Source organism: Agrobacterium fabrum str. C58 (assembly GCF_000092025.1).
In the GTDB taxonomy this organism is placed as follows: domain Bacteria; phylum Pseudomonadota; class Alphaproteobacteria; order Rhizobiales; family Rhizobiaceae; genus Agrobacterium; species Agrobacterium fabrum.
The window spans coordinates 1-16,239 of sequence record NC_003064.2 but is presented as its reverse complement, the minus strand read 5'-3'; the positions used below and the strand labels follow the sequence as shown (position 1 = coordinate 16,239).

Here is a 16,239-nt window from a genome sequence, read left to right as displayed (position 1 = left end):
TCGTGGCCAAAGCGAAGTCATCACAGACGTCCGTCGAGCGGCGCGCCGAAGAGCTCGATACCATTGCGTCCGTCCTGCCGCTCGAACGCCGCGACGAGCTCGCCGAGCTGTTGACCGATCAGGACGTCGAGACGCTGCGCCATCTCGTTAATCAGGGCATGGGTGACAATACCCTGCGCGCGCTCACATCCGACCTCGCTTACCTCGAAGCCTGGGGGCTGGCGACCACCGGCAGTTCTCTTCCCTGGCCCGCACCGGAAGCACTACTGTTGAAATTTGTCGCCCATCACCTCTGGGATCCGGAAAAGCGCGCAACAGATCCGGACCACGGCATGCCAGCTGCGGTCGATGAAAACCTCCGGCGCCAGGGTTTTCTGAGATCCGTCGGCCCGCATGCGCCATCGACGGTGCGCCGGCGGCTGGCAAACTGGTCGACGCTGACCAGGTGGCGCGGCCTCCATGGCGCCTTCGCCTCCCCTGCCCTGAAATCAGCCATTCGTCTGGCCGTGCGCGCCGTTCCGCGAACCCGGGCGCGCAAGAGCGCAAAAGCGGTCACAGGCGACGTTCTGGCAAAGCTGCTTGCGACTTGCGAGTCAGACAGCCTGCGCGATCTACGCGACAAGGCAATCCTGATGGTGGCCTTTGCTTCCGGCGGCCGGCGGCGCAGCGAGATCGCAGGCCTTCGCCGGGAACAACTGACGATCGAAGCTCCGATCGAGACTGAAGGCGGCCCTCCCCTCCCCTCGCTCGCCATCCATCTCGGCCGAACGAAGACAACAAGCGGCGAGGAAGATGATACGGTCTTCCTTACAGGTCGACCCGTTGAGGCGCTGAATGCGTGGCTGGCAGCGGCAAAAATTGACAAGGGCAGCGTGTTTCGGGGGATCGGGCGCTGGGGGACGGTCTCGAGGCGGGCGCTCGATCCGCAGTCGGTCAATGCGATTCTAAAACAGCGGGCGGAGATGGCGGGGTTGGAGGCAGGCCAGTTTTCGGCGCATGGTCTGCGGTCGGGCTATCTGACCGAAGCGGCCAACCGGGGCATTCCCCTCCCCGAGGCGATGGAGCAATCACGCCACCGATCCGTCCAGCAAGCGTCCAGCTATTATAACAGTGCTACACGCAGAAGCGGGCGAGCGGCCCGATTGTTGTAGATCGGGTCTCATCGTCAGAATTGCCAGGGCGAGATCAATTCGAGCCCTGTTGTCTCGAAATCTTTGAGGTTTCGCGTCGCCAACCGGCCACCATTGATCCGCGTTATCGCCGCGATCATGCCGTCCGGAGCCGACATCCCCCTCCCCTGCCGCGCAGCGTCTCCCATGATATCGCCATAGGCCAATGCTGCTTCTTCCGTGAAGGCAAACATCTTGTCGGAGAACCGGCGACGCCAGCTCACAAGTCCCTCTTCCAGGCGATCGGCGCGCTGATCCGGCCTGATCTTTTGAATACCAAAAGCGATCTCAGCAACGGCAACCGTCGGCAATGCCAACTCGGCGTCGTGACGAACCAGCCATGCTATGACCGCTGAATCGGGAGCTTTCTTGAAAGTCTCCGACATCACATTCGTGTCGAGAAAAATCAAAGCTCGACGCCTTTGTGAGCGCGTCTGTTTTCATCGATGATACTGTCGAAATCGATATCCGTACCCGACTGCGATGAAAGACGACTATAGAATTTCGCAGCGGGTTCACGTCCTGCCTCACGAGCCTCATAGGTTTCGAGCGCGCGCTCGACGATATCGGCAATCGTGCGGTTTTCTCGGCGGGCGAGCTTATGGGCAAGGTCGCGAGCTTTGGAACTGCGGACAGATAGTTGCGGTGTTACCATTGAGTGCTCCTTTCTTTGGATCCACAGTAACTTAAATTGAAATAGCCATCAAGATGGCGTCTGCCATCTTGATGGCTATCTAGTATTTCTGATTTGGCGCCCCGTGGTTTGGTCATCGTGCATGTTCGTTCCGCGTGAGGCCAACACATCCCCTCCCCGAACACCATACTTTAAGCAATTTCCGCCGTAGACGGCCATCAGAGCGCGTTTCGAGCCGGTCGTGGCCGGAGTCGTTCGACGCCGTGTTTCGCGTCTGACAGGGCTGCATTCTGGTCATAAAACACACTTGCAACTGGTCATTTTCTCACGCATTCCTATCTGTACAATGCGCCGCGCGGTGCATCGGATGGTCCGCGAGAAGCTTGCCGACCCCGAGCTTTTGGCGCGCTCGCCCCGTCGTGCCCCCAAAGGATCACCTGATGAAGCTCGTTGCAGCGATTGCCAGTGCTGATCCGAATCTTTCGCTGCGCGATATTGCCGCCCAGCTGGACCAGATGGGTGAGCGACCGGCGCGCGGCGGGCGCAAATGGCAGCCCTCCTCTGTTCGGCACCTGCTGGATGAGGCACATTGATTCGGCCTTCATTCGTCATCGCGGGCGCGAGCATCAACTTGTCGATTGCCCAGATTCACGCGCGCCCTTTCCGCCAGCAGAGATTTCCATCTTCGCTGTCGACGTGGCGGACCGCTTTTCTCAGGCAGACGCCGCGACGCCAATCGCTTCCCGGATGGCAGACGCAATCTCGTCTTCGCTGCGTCCTCCGTTGATGGCGATGCGCCCGCCGAAGACGAAATAAGGAACTGACCTGACCCCGGCTGCCATCGATCGGGCCGCCTCCTGCTCAACGCGTCTGTGTTGCTCGGGATCAAGCGCGATTGCACGGGCCTCTTCGCGTTCGAACCCGTAGGCCACGGCGATATCCGCGAGCACATCGGCGTCCGAGATGTTCTTGGCTTCCAGAAAGTAAGCATCGGTGATCGCGACCGCGAGCTGATGCTGCGTACCTCGTGCTCGCGCTGCAAAGATCAACCCATGCGCTGCCTGCGTCCTGTAAGTCCAGGGTTGGCGACTGAGGTCGAGATCAAGGCCGGACGCCCGTGCTTCCGCCTCGGGTCTGGCGAAGAGCGCCTTCGGATCCGTCACGCCGTAGCGCGAGAGGAGAAGATCGGGAATGTAGAGGCCCTCCGCTGGCGCGTCGGGAAGCAGAAGGTCTGGATGCTGACGTATATCCGCGTCCAACTCAGGGAAGCGCCCCGCCAGGACCTTGTCGAGACGGTGATGCCCGATGATGCACCAGGGGCAGGTGATCTCGGTGTAAAGATCGATTTTCAGCATTATGTGATCCTTCTGATCGTTGAGCCGAAAAGTCTTGGATTGATCTGAACCACTTGGCGGCGACCGCGGCACCCTCCATCCGTAAGTCACGACGGGCGATTGACGGGAAGCAAGCGAAGGTCGATCCCGGTCATCTGGATGGACATGTCCCATAGTCGTTCGGCTAACTGCGGATTCAGCGCCTCATCAGGGGCAACACCTTCGCCGGACGGACCCAGCAGCCAGGAAAATCACGCTGGTCCCGCCCCTCCAAAGAGAGTGATCTTCATTTCATCTTCCTTTTTGTCCTATCGCTTTGAGCGCCAGCTCTAACTGCTGAAATGCAGACTCGTGCTCACAGCTTGAGTAGCCGGCGGGCTCGCCTTCAGGCGGCCTTTTCCAGGATCGCGCGAACCTGGGCTTCTGCCGCCGCGATGGCGGCCGTGGCCGCCTCAGGTCCGAAGACCGTGCCTTCCACGCGAGCGATTTCAACGTCGGTCAACCCGATGAAGCCCAGGAGGTGGCGCAGATAGCCGGTCTGGAAATCGTAGGCGGCCCATTCGCCTCCTCTCCCCTCGTTCTCCATCCATCTCGGCCGCACCAAAACGGCCCACAGGCGAACAGGACGAGATTGTCTATCTCATTGGTTGGCCAATGGAAGCGCTGAATACCTTGTTAGTAGCTGCCAGGATCGACGGAGGCAGCTGATCGCGGCATTCCCCTCCCGGAAACGATGAAACAATCCCACCATCGCTCGGTTCCTTAGACGAAGGAATTGAAATCGAGCTCCTCAAACTCGTTGATGACAGCCCGGCAGTCGAGCCCGGCCTCGTCCACAGCCCTTCTGGCAAACGCCGCAGTTCCCCGAGCCGTTCTGCGACGCCCTGCCATTCCTGTCGGTCAACCTATTGGTGGTGTAGGGAGGAGGCGTCATTTTGGCTGCTTACTTGTAACGCATTGCTTGAAAACCTTGTCAGCTGACAAGGTTTTCAAAACCCTAGGCCAACACCCTTGAAGCCTCATATGCAGATACCGCCTTACTGGACACATCAAGGCCTAGCAACTTGGGGGCCAAGACCTTGTCAGCTGACAAGGTTTGGAAAACCATTGCGTGAAAACAGCGCTTATAAGCAGGCGACGTCACGCGGACCGATACGTTGATACAGACACCGCGTGTCTTCCACCAATCACATCGGAAAGAAAAGCTATCTATTTGAAGAGGGAGGGGAGGGCCAACTGAACAAGACGATAACATATACCCATTCGAGCGACCTCATACCTGTCAGCCAAATTTAAAATGCAGAAGGAATGGGGCTCATTTTCGCCCGTCCACCAACGGCAAACTTCAGCAATCCAGCGCCACGCAACGCTACGAGCGCGCAAACAGCGCATACCGCTACCTGCGAGAAGGTGTGTTACGCTCATTGACCGTGCACCAGCATCTACATAGCGGCAACGATTTTCCAGAGCCCGATCCAAAGACAGCACAAACGTAAGAACGCTTGGAAAGCGCGGCAGACCCATGGCTAAAGTCCAGCCATGAGGTTGAAATCGTTCGATGTCCGACCGGTGCCATGTCTACCAAAGGTAACTGACAAGCAGATCGGGAACTTTCGGGGCGCCAGCTCTTTACACACTTGCAAATCCAAAATGGAGGAAAGCGATTTGCCAATCATTGCCACCGCAGCGTGGTCGATACCAAAAAAAGTTGCCAGTCGTTTTCCGGAAGAGGGCAGTGGCCTGCAACGGTATGCCTCCGTCTTTGACGGCGTCGAGATCAATTCCACCTTTTACCGTCGGCACAAAACGTCCACATTCGCGCGGTGGGCCGGCTTTGTGCCAGACGGCTTTCGGTTTTCTGTAAAAATGCCCAAAGAAATCTCACATACGCGTGCGATGATCGATGTCGCCGAGCCGTTTTGCAGTTTCATTGAAGATATCGCCCCACTTGGCGAAAAACGTGGACCGCTTCTGTGCCAGTTGCCGCCATCATTGGCTTTTGAGAGCCGAACCTTCGATATTGCATTCAAAACGATGCGCAATACCGACATGGGACCGATTGTCATCGAGGCTCGGCACAAAAGTTGGGCCTCGCTCGAAGCTAGCGATCTGTTGAAGACATACGAGATCGATAGGGTTCTCGCTGATCCTGCCCTCGTGTGGCCTGTCGAAGTTTTCGACACACCTCCTCGATACATTCGTTTACATGGAAAGCCAAAAATCTACTATTCTGTCTACAGTGACGAGGAGATCGAGTTCTTTTTCAAAAACGTGGCGCCTGACGGATGGTGCGTCTTCGATAACACCGCCTCTGGAGCTGCAATTGAGAACGCTCTGTCTATGCTTGGGTCGAGCCATGCCCCTCGCAAAACACTCCGGAAAGGCAAGAGACCTCCGGTGGCTGAAGACGCCGCGGCCAAGTCAGAAAACGGTTGAGACGTGTTTGATCAACGAGAGCTAAGGGCACGCGGAATGTTCGCACTCCATCCCATCATATCCCTGACCCGTACAGCTCCCGGTCATCATCACCTTGCCAAGGGGAGGGGGTTGAGAGGCCGTCGACATTTGCCGACGGTATTGGCATCCAACACTTCAATTCCGGTTCAGCGTATTCGATGATTCGGCCCGGCGAAGAGTCTGAAGCGCGCCAGCCTTCCGAGCCGAGTCGATCGCCGTTAGACCAATAAACGAGATCTACCTGCGCTGGGCCTTGCTCTGAAGAGCGGATCGTCACGAGAATCCGATTACCGTCTTTCGGCGCGCTTGCCATATGACGCCATAGGTTTGGTTGATCCATTCTATTCCTCCCTTGCCATTGCGACAAGTTTCGCCTCGCCGTTGAGAATGGTCAACTCAAACCTTGCGGAACGCGCCTTAAGGACTGTGTCGCCTCCGGTCGCGGCTGCGATACACGTCAGCACCTCGTCTAGAAGGCGAACCGTGTTGCAGGCCGGCCGCCTGGCGACATTTTTTTACTCGATACCAAAAGTGCTACGTCGCACCGAAGCGGCGAGGGCACTGTTCAGTGCACGCCACGAGCAAAGGGCAGATGTTAGTGTCAAATGGCTCGTGTGGAGGCGCGTTCAACAACTTCGTTTTTTAGAACCACCTTGCGGGCGGCCCGATCCTCGCCATTTAGTCGCTCAACTAGCAGTCTGGCTGCCGTCGCTCCCAGTTCGTAGACGGGTTGGCGCACGACGGTGACCGGGGGGGTGGTTACAGATGTCCAGTCAGCGTCGTGGAATGACACCAGAGACAGATCCCCCGGAATATTTAATCCCAACTCACGATGCGCCTTGAACACCTCAAGGCCGATTATACTGTCCGATGCAATGATCGCCGTCGGACGGTGTCCCGATTGGAGCGTCTCGATAACGATCCGGTGTGTGCGTTCAGGTGTAACGGCCCCAACCTTTACCCAATCCTCCATACCGATAAAGCCAGCCTCACGGCAGACAGCAAGATATCCTTCGATGCGGCGCCGCACCGAACCGGTGCTAATGTCCTGCGGCGTACGGAAGCGATGATCCGGCGTGTCGCAGGCGGTGAGGTAAGCGATGCGGCGGTGGCCGAGCGCAATCAACCGGCTCGTGACATTCTCGGCGGTATAACGGTCGTCGGCTAGAACCGTGTCGACTTCAAGTGTGTCGCTTCCGCGGTCGAGCAAAGCAAGCGGCAGCCCCGAGCGGATAACCTCATGGAGGTGCTCAACGTCATTTTCCTTGGCAGGGGAAACAATCAGGCCATCGACGCGTTTGGCAAGCAATGTGCGGATCGCCGCCTTCTCCGCCGCCGCGTCCTCGCCCGAATTGATGAGAATGACGGTGAAGCCGGCCTGCCGGGCGACATCCGTGATGCCGCGTACCGCGAGGCTGAAGAAGGGGTTCTCGATATCCCCCACTACCACGCCGATCGTGCCTGAGCGGCCCGTCGTCATGCTGCGGGCAAGCTCATTAGGACGATAATCAAGGGAACTTGCCGCAGCTGTGACAGCCTCGCGCACCCTGTCGCTGACAGTTCCGTAGCCGCCCAGCACGCGTGCAGCCGTTGCCTTCGAGACGCCGGCCCTGCGTGCGACGTCAGCCACGGTGACGGAAGGAGATTTAGATAGGCTCTTGTCCATGAACGGTAGCCTTACAAGAGAACTTGACGGGTGGCAAATGCGAAGATAACAATTACCAATAATCAAAGAGACCGGTCTCATTCTCATTGAGACCGGTCTCAGTAACAAAAAGACTTCCGACATGCGAACTGCATGGGCCGGGCAGGTGACGTCATGTCGCCGTCCGGATGGGACCCGTGCGCCTTGAATACATCGCAGACAACGACACCAGAGGAGACGAAACCAATGCGATTTACCGAAGCCTTCACTTCCCCCTTTGCCAAAATCCGCGCCACTGCCATCGCGGTCACGCTTGGTGTCCTTGCAGGCGCAGCGACCCCGGCGCTTGCAGACAATCCGCTTGGCCTCATCGATCCCACCACCATCAGTGTCGGCACGATGGGTGACGCCAAGCCCTATGCCTTTACCACTGCCGACGGCAACTTTACCGGTTTCGACATCGAGCTTTTCCTCAACGTCGCAGGGCGTCTTGGCTTCAAGAAGGAGCAGGTGGTCTTCACCGGTCAGGAGTTCTCGGCGTTGATGCCCTCGGTCGCTAACGGCCGCTTCGATGTTGCGGCTGCCGCAATTGGCACGACGGCCAAGCGCAAGGAGACCGTTGATTTCTCCGATGGTTATCTTGCAGGCTTCCTCAGCGTGCTGACTTCGGAGGCTGGCATCACCGATGCCGCAGGCCTCAAGGGCAAGCGTCTCGGCGTCGTGCAGGGCACGCTGCAGGAAATCTATGCCGAGAAGAACTTCGCCGGCACCGATCTCGTCAAGTTCCCGGACAATAACTCAGCCGTTTCTGCGCTCAACAACGGCACGGTCGACGCCCATTTCCTCGATTTCGAGGCGGCAAAAGACTACTCCGCCCGCTATCCGGCGCTGAAGATTGCAGTCAACATTCCAAGCTTCGATGCGCCTGCCGGCTTCGTCATCCGCAAGGGGAACGATGCATTGCGCAACGCACTGGACAAGGGCCTGAAAGAGGCCATGCAGGACGGCACCTGGAAGAAGCTTCATGAAAAATGGTTCCCCGGCACACCGATGCCGGCGGCATATCTTCCCAAGCAGTGATGCCGCCTTCCGGTCCGGCCTCCACCGGTCGGGCCGGCCTTTCTTTCAAGGGATATACTGATGAACTGGCTTGAAAACCTGCGCCGCAGCTTCCTCGACTGGAATGCCATGGCCGAAGTGCTGCCGACCATGATCACGGTCGGACTGAAGAATACGCTGATTCTGGCTGCGACCTCGACGGTGCTTGGCGTCGCCATCGGCATGATGCTCGCCATCATGGGTATTTCCCGCTCGCCATGGCTGCGCATTCCCGCGCGCCTTTATACCGATATTTTCCGCGGCCTGCCGGCCATCGTCACAATCCTCCTGATCGGCCAGGGTTTTGCCCGCATCGGCCGCGAGCTCTTCGGTCCGTCGCCTTATCCGCTCGGCATTCTGGCGCTCAGCCTGATCGCTGGCGCTTATATCGGCGAGATTTTCCGCTCCGGTATTCAGAGCGTTGACCGCGGCCAGATGGAGGCCTGCCGGGCGCTCTCGATGAGCTACGGTCAGGGCATGCGCCTTATCGTCGTGCCGCAGGGTGTGCGCCGTGTGCTGCCGGCTCTCGTCAACCAGTTCATCGGCAACGTGAAGGATTCGAGCCTTGTCTATTTCCTCGGGCTTCTGGCCTCCGAGCGCGAGATTTTCCGCGTGGGGCAGGACCAGGCGGTGGTGACGGGCAATCTTTCGCCGCTGCTGCTCGCGGGCGTATTTTATCTCATCGTCACCGTACCGCTCACCCATGTCGTCAATGCGATCGACAATCGCTTGCGGATCGGCAAGCAGCGTCCATCCGTCATCACCAGTGGGCTGGAGGAAGTCAGTGAACTCGACGGTGCAGCCCGCGCGTCCGGTGTCGCCTTCAAGGGTGGCAGCCTCGATGTGCGCCGTCTCGGCATGGCGTATGGCGATCTCGATGTGCTGAAGGGTGTCGACCTTTCGGTAAAGCCGGGCAGCGTCACCTGCATCATCGGCCCGTCCGGTTCAGGCAAATCCACCCTGCTGCGCGGACTTAACCGTCTGGTCGAGCCGAAGAGCGGCGATATTCTCATCGATGGTGAAAGCATTCTGGCCATGAAACCGGAAACGCTGCGCCGCCGGGTCGGTATGGTCTTCCAGCATTTCAATCTCTTTCCGGATCACACGGCGCTGGAAAACGTCATGCTGTCGCTGAAGAAGATCAAGGGCCTGCCTGCAGCCGAGGCCGAGCGCATTGCCAAGGCAGGGCTTGCCGACGTTGGTCTTGCGAGCCGTCAGCATCACCGTCCGGGCGGTCTTTCCGGTGGGCAGCAACAGCGCGTCGCCATAGCCCGTGCGCTTGCCATGGAGCCGGAAGTTATCCTCTTCGATGAGGTGACGAGTGCGCTCGATCCGGAATTGGTCAAGGGCGTGCTCAACCTGATGGCCGAACTCGGCACGCGTGGCATGACCATGGTCGTCGTGACGCATGAAATGGGATTTGCCCGCCGGGTCGCCGATCAGGTCGTCTTCATGGATGAGGGGCGCGTGGTGGAAGCCGGCACGCCAGAGGCGATATTCGATAACCCGCAAAGCCCGCGCCTCCAGCGCTTCCTTGCGGAAGTGCTCTGAGCGTCGGGAGGAGAAAAAGATGACACGAACGATACGATGGGGCGTCCTCGGTTGCGCAGGAATCGCTGCCAAAGCGGTCATTCCCGCCATCCAGTCCAGCCGCCTGGGGCGCGTTGTGGCAATTGCCTCGCGTGATGCCGCCAAGGCAAAGGAGATGACGGCCCGCTTCGGCATCGCCAGGTCCTATGGGAGCTACGAGGATTTGCTTGCCGATCCGGAAATAGATGCAATCTACAACCCTTTGCCCAATCATCTGCATGTGCCCATGACGATCAAGGCCCTGGAGCAGGGCAAACCCGTGCTCTGCGAAAAACCGATCGCGCTTGATGCCGCACAGGCGAGGGAACTTGCGACCGCACAAAAGGCGGCGAGCCTGCCGGTCGCCGAAGCCTTCATGGTTCGCCACCATCCGCAATGGAAGAAAGCACATGCATTGATCACCGAGGGGCGCCTTGGTGAGGTCAGGGCCATCCAGACAATCTTTTCCTATTATCTCGACGACCCCGGGAATGTGCGCAACCAGGTTGATATTGGCGGCGGCGGTCTGTTCGATGTCGGTTGTTATGCCATCAACACGGCGCGTTTCCTGTTCGATGCGGAACCGCTGCGGGCAATCGCGCTCATGGAGCGTGATCCCGTTTTCGGCACGGACCGGCTGACGAGCGGGCTGCTAGCGTTTCCGGAGGGAAAGCAGCTTGCCTTCACCTGTTCCACGCAACTGTCCCTCACGCAGAAGGTGACGGTGCTGGGAACGCGTGGGCGTCTGGAAATTCCCATTCCTTTCAATGCACCCGCCGACGAGCCGACTGTCCTCATCTTCGACGATGGCCGTGATCTGGCCGGCGGTGGACGCGAGGAGATCATGATCGGGCCGGTCGACCAGTATCGCGAACAGGCCGATGCATTTGCCGAGGCTGTTCTCTCCGGAAAGCCACTCGAGACGGACCTTGGCGACGCGATCGCAAACACGAAGGCGATCGATGCCCTTTTCCGCTCCGCCGCCAGCGGCCGCTGGGAAGAGCCCTGACCGCTTCACCCCATCCGTATGACAATTGATTGAAAGCCAACCCCATGACCGACAACACCATCTCTTCGGCCGTCATCATCGGTGCCGGTATCTTCGGCGTTTCTACCGGCGTGCAGCTTGCGCGGCGCGGCATCCAGGTCACTATCCTCAATGACGGCCCGCCCGCCAACGGTGCCTCCGGCCGCTCGCTTTCCTGGTTAAACTCGGCGCGCATGCGCTCGGAACCCTATCATCAGTTGCGGATGGCTGGCATCGACCGGTATCGTACGCTCGCGGCGGAGAACCCCGACGTGGAATGGCTTCGCTTCGATGGTGGGCTGACCTGGGATTCGGATGACGAGCGCAACGAGATCGACGCAGCCTATCGCCACGAGGTTTCGCTTGCCTATGACGCGCAGCGGCTTTCCGCAGGCGACGTCGCCCGCGTCACACCGGGCATAGACGCAGGCGCAATCACCCCGCAGGGTGCCATCTTCAATCCCGGCGAAGGCTGGGTCGATCTGCCAACATTGATCAGGGTGCTTCTGGAAGAGTTTTTCGCGCTCGGGGGCGTTCTGGTGACGGACCAAGGTGCCGCGCGGGTCATGCTCGAGGGTGGTCGTGCTGTTGGTGCGGAAACCGCAGAAGGTTATCTCCATCGGGCCGATGCTGTTGTGCTCGCGACAGGCCCGGCCGTGCCGAAGATGGTTGGGGAAAGCGGACAAATCATCGGTGACGGGACACCGATCGCTCTTCTCGTGCAAACCAAACCGCTCGCCCATCCCCTGCGCGCTGTCCTCAACACACCGCGTGTCGCTGTTCGCCCCGCGCCAGGTGGCTCCTTCTCGCTGGATGCCGACTGGGCGGCCGACGAGGGTGTGACAGTGCGTGCGGACGGCACCTATGAGATCGATGACACCATTGTTGCCGAGCTTCTTGTGGAGGCTGCCAAGGTGATGGAAGGCAATCCGCAACTCGAAGTCGCTTCGATCGGTGTTGGTGGGAAGCCGATCCCGGGCGACGGAGAGCCGGTGATTGGAGCCATCAAGGCCATTCCCGGCTATTACGTGGCCTTCAGCCATAGCGGCGCAACGCTTGGCCTGATCGTGGGCGAATTGCTCGCTTTCGAGATTGTCACCGGGACCGAGCATCAGATGCTCGCAACCTTCCGACCGGAGCGTTTCTCAAGCTAAGACACTCATTCGAAGATCTCCGGAACACGAGCCTGCTGACCTAACGGCAGGCTTGTTTTACCGCACGCCGATGCTGAACCGTCGTTTCAGTTTCCCAGGCGGGCGCGATCACGGTACTCACCAGTTATCGTCCGGACGTGGATTGTTCTTGTCCCATTCACCAGCTCGGCGAGGTGAGTGGGAAGGGTCAATGAAGGGCAGGGCGGGTGGTGATAATTGGCATGCCCGGTTTCCTGACGTGATCAATCAAACCCCTCACCACCTTAACTACGGTTCCGACGTCGCAGGCCGCCGCCCTCATAACGATACCACCTCTCCCAGCCAACCATCATTTATCCCGTGGCTTTCACCTGGTGACCGCCAGCTCGCAACAGCGCCATAAGCACCGGACCAAGTGAAAACTCACCGCGCTTCGCCTTGCTTGTCAAATCCCTGAGATACCCGCCCGGCGAATTGATGTGGCCACCGCGCTCCAGAATGCAGGCGATGGTTACCGCAGCATTCTCTGGACCCATTATCTCACAGGCCTCCTGATATGCGGAGGGACTAACCCCAAGCATTGACCTGACAACCACGGCGGCGGTCATGAGCTCGCGCCAACTCCCGATTTGACCCTCAGGCCCATAGTTCGAAATCTCCGGGCAGGCTCGCAACACAAGGCCAATAGGAAAAGCCTTGATCGGCACATGTCCGGCCTGCTTGTTCTGGCTCGGCTTCGCTCCCTGCTCGTTTCCAGAGCTAGGTTCAAGTTCATTAAGGTGATTGGTATTTGAATTCTGTATGTGACGCTCAATTTGAGCATCATTGGTGGTCATTTCTGAAGAAAAATCATCGGAATTCAGGAGTTTGAGGATATCCTCTCGCAAGCTGGCCATCTTGGCACCCAGATCGCTGAGTTCATTCAAGGTTGGATTGCGCGGAATTTGTCCGACGAGCGCAAGATAGCGCTCTTCAAGCCCGCTCCAATCGCCTGAAGCTCCCTCTTCAACGCCAGCCGTGATCAGCTTTCGGATATCGCGCCGGCAGATCGTCAGGCTTTCCTTTGCTCTTCTGAAGGCAATTCGATCAGCGGCAACCTGCTGGGCCAGGCATGCGAGTTCCTCAGCCCGCATAAGGAGCGGGGATATGTCGAATCCAAAAGCGTGTTCGATTGATCCCTCGTCATCTTTTCGAGCGTAGCGCTTGCCGTTCGCACTATCCTTGCGGATGATTAAGCCGGCCTCAACGAGAAGGGCAAGATGCCGACGCAAAGTGGCACCTGCGATACCATGCGCGCGAATTGACAGCTGGATGTTCGACGGGAAGACGACGAGCTGGGCGTCCTGGCGCAGTTCGTTCTCGGGATAAAAGCTCAGGAGAGCGTCGAGCACCGCCAGGCTACGATCCTGCAGACCGAGCACTTCTCTTGCCTCTGATGCATCGCGAAAGACCCTCCATTTGTCTGCCGACTTGCCTTCCTCGATCTTGGTCGTGGCAATCTGCCGCTTCACAAGCGCAAGGGTCACAGGCCGCCGCCCAAAGGGCGTCGTCACTTGTCCACCTTCCATGTCCTCGCCTTTCAAAAAGGCAAAAGATTCACGCTCACCAAAACGATGCCAAAGACTCTTGACTAAGATTCATGGAAATGCGATTCTCAAGTTCTCACACAACGAGAAGGGCTTCCATGACGGCAACGTTTCGGGGGCCTTTTTCTTTTGCGCACTTTCCTTCCGTAAAATCACTTCGAAGCCTGCTACTCAGCTTCGGTTTAAGTCTTTGATCCCTTGCGGGCGAACCGCTCCACCAGCGTGGGTAGTTCGGCTTCGATAAAATCGAGGAATTCTGCTCCGGCCGGCGTCTCCACCGAAATGCGAATGTCCTTGGTCGTACGCAGGAAACTGCCAAGCTGTTCGCCCGCGGCGCCGGCAATCTTCTTCCCGCCGGCCTTCTGTGACGGTGCTGCAGGTTTCAGGGCATTGAGGGCTGCCAAAAACTTCTGATCCGACCCCAGGTGCTTTTCTGAAGCGAGCGACAGCGCCTTGCGCAGTTCATCATGCAGATCAGCCTGCTCAGAGAATGCCTTTGCGAATTCTGCCCATCTTGGACGGCCGACCTTGGTCGCCCGACCGATCGCCTCGATGATCTCGAAGGGAACGGAGCGATAAACCGCCCGCATTCGGGCAAGCTCTGGATCGTCGATCGACAACGCCGCCTTGATATCACGAGGCTTCACGTCGGCATCGTCCATGCGGCGGGCAAACAGGGCGCGCTCGATCCAGGTTAGATCCTGACGATCGGCATTTTCGATACCCTGCGCGATGACAAGCTCGACATCGGAAATCTCGACTTCGATCGCCTTCACCGGAATTCCGAGATCCTTGGCTGCCCGCAGTCGGCGATGGCCGTAGATTACCTGATAGCGTTCAGGTGAGGAAGGCGACTTGCGGACCTGAATAGGAACTTTCTGACCTTCGGACCGAATGGAGTTCCTGAAAGTCTCGAAATCCGATGCGTTGTCATCTGGAAGACGATCAGGAAAGGGAGAGGGATCAATCTTTGACGGATCGAGTTCCCGGATCGCACCGCCACCCGATTCGACAAGCGCCTTCAGGCGGTCGCGTTCGGATTTGATGTCGTCGATTGCGCGGTGCGCCGCACCAATGACGCCGGCGCCAACACGTGCAGGTGCTGTCGATTGTTGCGGGGTGGCAGAATTGTCCGTCGACAGCCGGTTTTCAAGCTCCGCCGACAGCAGTCCGAAATTTGCAACGATGGATTTACGCGATGACTTACTGGTCATGTGCGTCCCCAACTGGTGTTGATGAGTTTCAATATCGCTTCGTTGACGGCATCCACCGCCTCACGGGCGCGCTTGTGCGTATCACGGCCGATCTGGCCCATCTCAAGTTCGTAAATGGATCGTTTGGCAAGTCCCGCTGCCTCGACCGCCGTGCTTTCAATCAGCGTGGGTAGAAGCACATCCGATCCGAACAGATGGCGCATCATCGCAACAACCTGCGACTGCGGTGCGTCGTTCGGATCGTGGCGGGTGACAAGATAGCGGATGAAATCCTGATCGAGTTGTGCTCCGCTCTCGTTCAGCACGCTGATCAAATCGCCCATCATCAAAAGGAACTGGCTCATCGACGCCACATCAAGCATGGCCGGATGTACCGTGATAATCATGCTGGTCGCGGCATAAATTGCGCTGAGCGTCAGAAACCCGAGCGACGGAGGCGTATCGAGAATGACGATGTCATAGTCCTGCTCGACCTCGGAAAGGGCAAGTTTGAGACGCTCGAAGAAGATCGCGCCCGAGCCTGATTTCTGCGCCAGGACGCGCGGCGTTTCGTGCTCGTATTCCATGACTTCGAGGTTGCCCGGAATAAGGTCGATACCATCGAAATACGTTTTGCGAATAATATCGCGGATCGGGCGACGCTCGGCGTCGTCATAACGAAGGGCCGCATAAATCGTCTCGTTTGCACCGACATCGAATTCGGGCTGCGCACCGAAGAGAGCGGAAAGCGATGCCTGCGGATCAAGGTCAAGTGCAAGGACGCGATAACCCTGTAAAGCGAGGTAATGTGCAAGATGAACGCAGGTCGTAGTCTTTGCACTACCGCCCTTGAAGTTGGCGATCGCGACAACCTGAAGATGCTCGCCCTCGCGTCTGCGCGGCAAAAATCTCAACGCCTCTGAAGGCTTCTGGCTGGCAAAGAATTCGCGCAACTCGTTTATCTGGGCAAGCGTATAGACGCGGTGATTGTTTTCCAGGCGTCCAGGAACCGGCCCACGCCCTTCACTCGACATGAGTTTCAGCGTGGAATCAGGTATCGACGTGAGCTTGGAGACTTCGTTGGTCAGGAAGGGCCGCAGGCTTTTCTCCGACTTCGGCGGGTACATGCGTGTGCGGAGTTCCTGCAATTGCTGCGACAAAAGGCTTGCATGGCGGGCGATCTTGCCACCTGCATCTTCCTTTTGACCGATCGTTGCTTCAATCTGCTTCGCTATCGCCATATCGCCCCCTTGGCGGGCAAGGTTCGGTTTGCCGCCCAAAGCCCGCCAAAGATACAACATGATTCTCGCTTTACGTCCAGACATTAAGGGTTAACGAATCCTTAATGAACCACTATCCGCGCTTGGCCTCGCCATAACTACGGTTAATATTTT

14 protein-coding genes and 3 pseudogenes are annotated in these 16,239 nt (G+C 58.2%); 8 read left to right on the top strand and 9 right to left on the bottom strand.

Annotation, left to right across the window (positions count from 1 at the left end):
- The first annotated feature begins 2 nt into the window (after positions 1-2).
- Entirely contained in the window at positions 3-1,151 is a 1,149-nt protein-coding gene (locus ATU_RS24025; protein ID WP_035257854.1) for a site-specific integrase, read from the top strand.
- Between the two features lie 14 nt (positions 1,152-1,165).
- Here ATU_RS24025 and ATU_RS24020 read toward each other — a convergent pair whose 3' ends face one another.
- Positions 1,166-1,579 (bottom strand): type II toxin-antitoxin system VapC family toxin, encoded by a 414-nt coding sequence (locus ATU_RS24020; protein WP_010974278.1) that lies wholly within the window; start codon positions 1,577-1,579, stop codon positions 1,166-1,168.
- Entirely contained in the window at positions 1,576-1,824 is a 249-nt protein-coding gene (locus ATU_RS24015; RefSeq protein WP_006313527.1) for a type II toxin-antitoxin system VapB family antitoxin, read from the bottom strand. The genes ATU_RS24020 and ATU_RS24015 overlap by 4 nt, the downstream gene beginning before the upstream one ends.
- A 325-nt stretch (positions 1,825-2,149) precedes the next feature.
- Between ATU_RS24015 and ATU_RS24010 the strand changes: the two are divergent.
- Positions 2,150-2,396, top strand: a pseudogene (locus ATU_RS24010) (recombinase family protein); the annotation flags it as partial.
- 120 nt (positions 2,397-2,516) lie between these two features.
- On the opposite strand, the gene ATU_RS24005 reads toward ATU_RS24010, so the two are convergent.
- Both ATU_RS24005 and ATU_RS24000 read right to left on the bottom strand, forming a co-directional pair.
- The gene (locus tag ATU_RS24005; RefSeq protein ID WP_010974277.1) at positions 2,517-3,158 is read right to left on the bottom strand and encodes a DsbA family oxidoreductase; all 642 of its coding nucleotides are present in this window, start codon (positions 3,156-3,158) and stop codon (positions 2,517-2,519) included.
- A 364-nt stretch (positions 3,159-3,522) separates the two neighbouring features.
- Positions 3,523-3,702 (bottom strand): annotated as a pseudogene (locus ATU_RS24000) (NAD(P)H-dependent oxidoreductase); the annotation flags it as partial.
- On the opposite strand from ATU_RS24000, the pseudogene ATU_RS26785 reads away from it, so the two are divergent.
- Together ATU_RS26785 and ATU_RS23995 are read left to right on the top strand one after the other, a co-directional pair.
- Positions 3,701-3,842 (top strand): annotated as a pseudogene (locus ATU_RS26785) (integrase); the annotation flags it as partial. The pseudogenes ATU_RS24000 and ATU_RS26785 sit on opposite strands and share 2 nt — an antisense overlap.
- Positions 3,843-4,787: 945 nt before the next feature.
- Positions 4,788-5,573 (top strand): DUF72 domain-containing protein, encoded by a 786-nt coding sequence (locus ATU_RS23995; RefSeq protein ID WP_010974275.1) that lies wholly within the window; start codon positions 4,788-4,790, stop codon positions 5,571-5,573.
- 55 nt (positions 5,574-5,628) lie between these two features.
- Here the strand turns inward: ATU_RS23995 and ATU_RS23990 are convergent, their stop codons facing one another.
- Both ATU_RS23990 and ATU_RS23985 read right to left on the bottom strand, forming a co-directional pair.
- Positions 5,629-5,934 (bottom strand): hypothetical protein, encoded by a 306-nt coding sequence (locus ATU_RS23990; protein WP_010974274.1) that lies wholly within the window; start codon positions 5,932-5,934, stop codon positions 5,629-5,631.
- 261 nt (positions 5,935-6,195) lie between these two features.
- Positions 6,196-7,260 carry a LacI family DNA-binding transcriptional regulator gene (locus ATU_RS23985; RefSeq protein WP_010974273.1) on the bottom strand — a complete coding sequence of 355 codons (1,065 nt, stop codon included), beginning with the start codon at positions 7,258-7,260 and terminating at the stop codon, positions 6,196-6,198.
- A gap of 225 nt (positions 7,261-7,485) precedes the next feature.
- Between ATU_RS23985 and ATU_RS23980 the strand changes: the two genes are divergently transcribed.
- From ATU_RS23980 to ATU_RS23965, 4 genes are read left to right on the top strand one after another with little or no spacing between them, the layout of a single operon-like run.
- Positions 7,486-8,319 carry an ABC transporter substrate-binding protein gene (locus ATU_RS23980; RefSeq protein WP_010974272.1) on the top strand — a complete coding sequence of 278 codons (834 nt, stop codon included), beginning with the start codon at positions 7,486-7,488 and terminating at the stop codon, positions 8,317-8,319.
- 60 nt (positions 8,320-8,379) lie between these two features.
- Positions 8,380-9,888, top strand: coding sequence for an amino acid ABC transporter permease/ATP-binding protein (locus tag ATU_RS26955; RefSeq protein ID WP_010974271.1), 1,509 nt, complete (start codon positions 8,380-8,382; stop codon positions 9,886-9,888).
- A gap of 19 nt (positions 9,889-9,907) precedes the next feature.
- A complete protein-coding gene (locus tag ATU_RS23970) occupies positions 9,908-10,915 on the top strand; it encodes a Gfo/Idh/MocA family protein (protein WP_010974270.1) in 1,008 nt (335 codons plus the stop codon).
- 44 nt (positions 10,916-10,959) lie between these two features.
- On the top strand, positions 10,960-12,087 hold the full coding sequence (locus ATU_RS23965; RefSeq protein ID WP_010974269.1) for an NAD(P)/FAD-dependent oxidoreductase: 1,128 nt from the start codon (positions 10,960-10,962) through the stop codon (positions 12,085-12,087).
- A 332-nt stretch (positions 12,088-12,419) separates the two neighbouring features.
- Here ATU_RS23965 and repC read toward each other — a convergent pair whose 3' ends face one another.
- The 3 genes from repC to repA all read right to left on the bottom strand — a co-directional run bounded on the left by repC (position 12,420) and on the right by repA (position 16,146).
- Positions 12,420-13,634 (bottom strand): plasmid replication protein RepC, encoded by a 1,215-nt coding sequence (repC, locus tag ATU_RS23960; protein ID WP_006313545.1) that lies wholly within the window; start codon positions 13,632-13,634, stop codon positions 12,420-12,422.
- A gap of 200 nt (positions 13,635-13,834) precedes the next feature.
- Positions 13,835-14,866 (bottom strand): plasmid partitioning protein RepB, encoded by a 1,032-nt coding sequence (gene repB / locus ATU_RS23955; RefSeq protein WP_010974268.1) that lies wholly within the window; start codon positions 14,864-14,866, stop codon positions 13,835-13,837.
- Positions 14,863-16,146: a plasmid partitioning protein RepA gene (repA, locus tag ATU_RS23950; RefSeq protein WP_035215636.1), complete on the bottom strand. Its 1,284-nt coding sequence runs from the start codon at positions 16,144-16,146 to the stop codon at positions 14,863-14,865. Before repA ends, repB begins: the two co-directional genes overlap by 4 nt.
- Between the last annotated feature and the right edge of the window lie 93 nt (positions 16,147-16,239).

What these genes read in the sequence shown, in the direction of transcription:
- repC (WP_006313545.1), bottom strand. Translation starts at nt 13,634, where the DNA reads ATGGAAGGTGGACAAGTGACGACGCCCTTTGGGCGGCGGCCTGTGACC.
- ATU_RS24015 (WP_006313527.1), bottom strand. Translation starts at nt 1,824, where the DNA reads ATGGTAACACCGCAACTATCTGTCCGCAGTTCCAAAGCTCGCGACCTT.
- repA (WP_035215636.1), bottom strand. Translation starts at nt 16,146, where the DNA reads ATGTTGTATCTTTGGCGGGCTTTGGGCGGCAAACCGAACCTTGCCCGC.
- ATU_RS23965 (WP_010974269.1), top strand. Translation starts at nt 10,960, where the DNA reads ATGACCGACAACACCATCTCTTCGGCCGTCATCATCGGTGCCGGTATC.
- ATU_RS23980 (WP_010974272.1), top strand. Translation starts at nt 7,486, where the DNA reads ATGCGATTTACCGAAGCCTTCACTTCCCCCTTTGCCAAAATCCGCGCC.
- ATU_RS23995 (WP_010974275.1), top strand. Translation starts at nt 4,788, where the DNA reads ATGGAGGAAAGCGATTTGCCAATCATTGCCACCGCAGCGTGGTCGATA.
- ATU_RS26955 (WP_010974271.1), top strand. Translation starts at nt 8,380, where the DNA reads ATGAACTGGCTTGAAAACCTGCGCCGCAGCTTCCTCGACTGGAATGCC.
- ATU_RS23990 (WP_010974274.1), bottom strand. Translation starts at nt 5,934, where the DNA reads ATGGATCAACCAAACCTATGGCGTCATATGGCAAGCGCGCCGAAAGAC.
- ATU_RS24005 (WP_010974277.1), bottom strand. Translation starts at nt 3,158, where the DNA reads ATGCTGAAAATCGATCTTTACACCGAGATCACCTGCCCCTGGTGCATC.
- ATU_RS23970 (WP_010974270.1), top strand. Translation starts at nt 9,908, where the DNA reads ATGACACGAACGATACGATGGGGCGTCCTCGGTTGCGCAGGAATCGCT.
- repB (WP_010974268.1), bottom strand. Translation starts at nt 14,866, where the DNA reads ATGACCAGTAAGTCATCGCGTAAATCCATCGTTGCAAATTTCGGACTG.
- ATU_RS23985 (WP_010974273.1), bottom strand. Translation starts at nt 7,260, where the DNA reads ATGGACAAGAGCCTATCTAAATCTCCTTCCGTCACCGTGGCTGACGTC.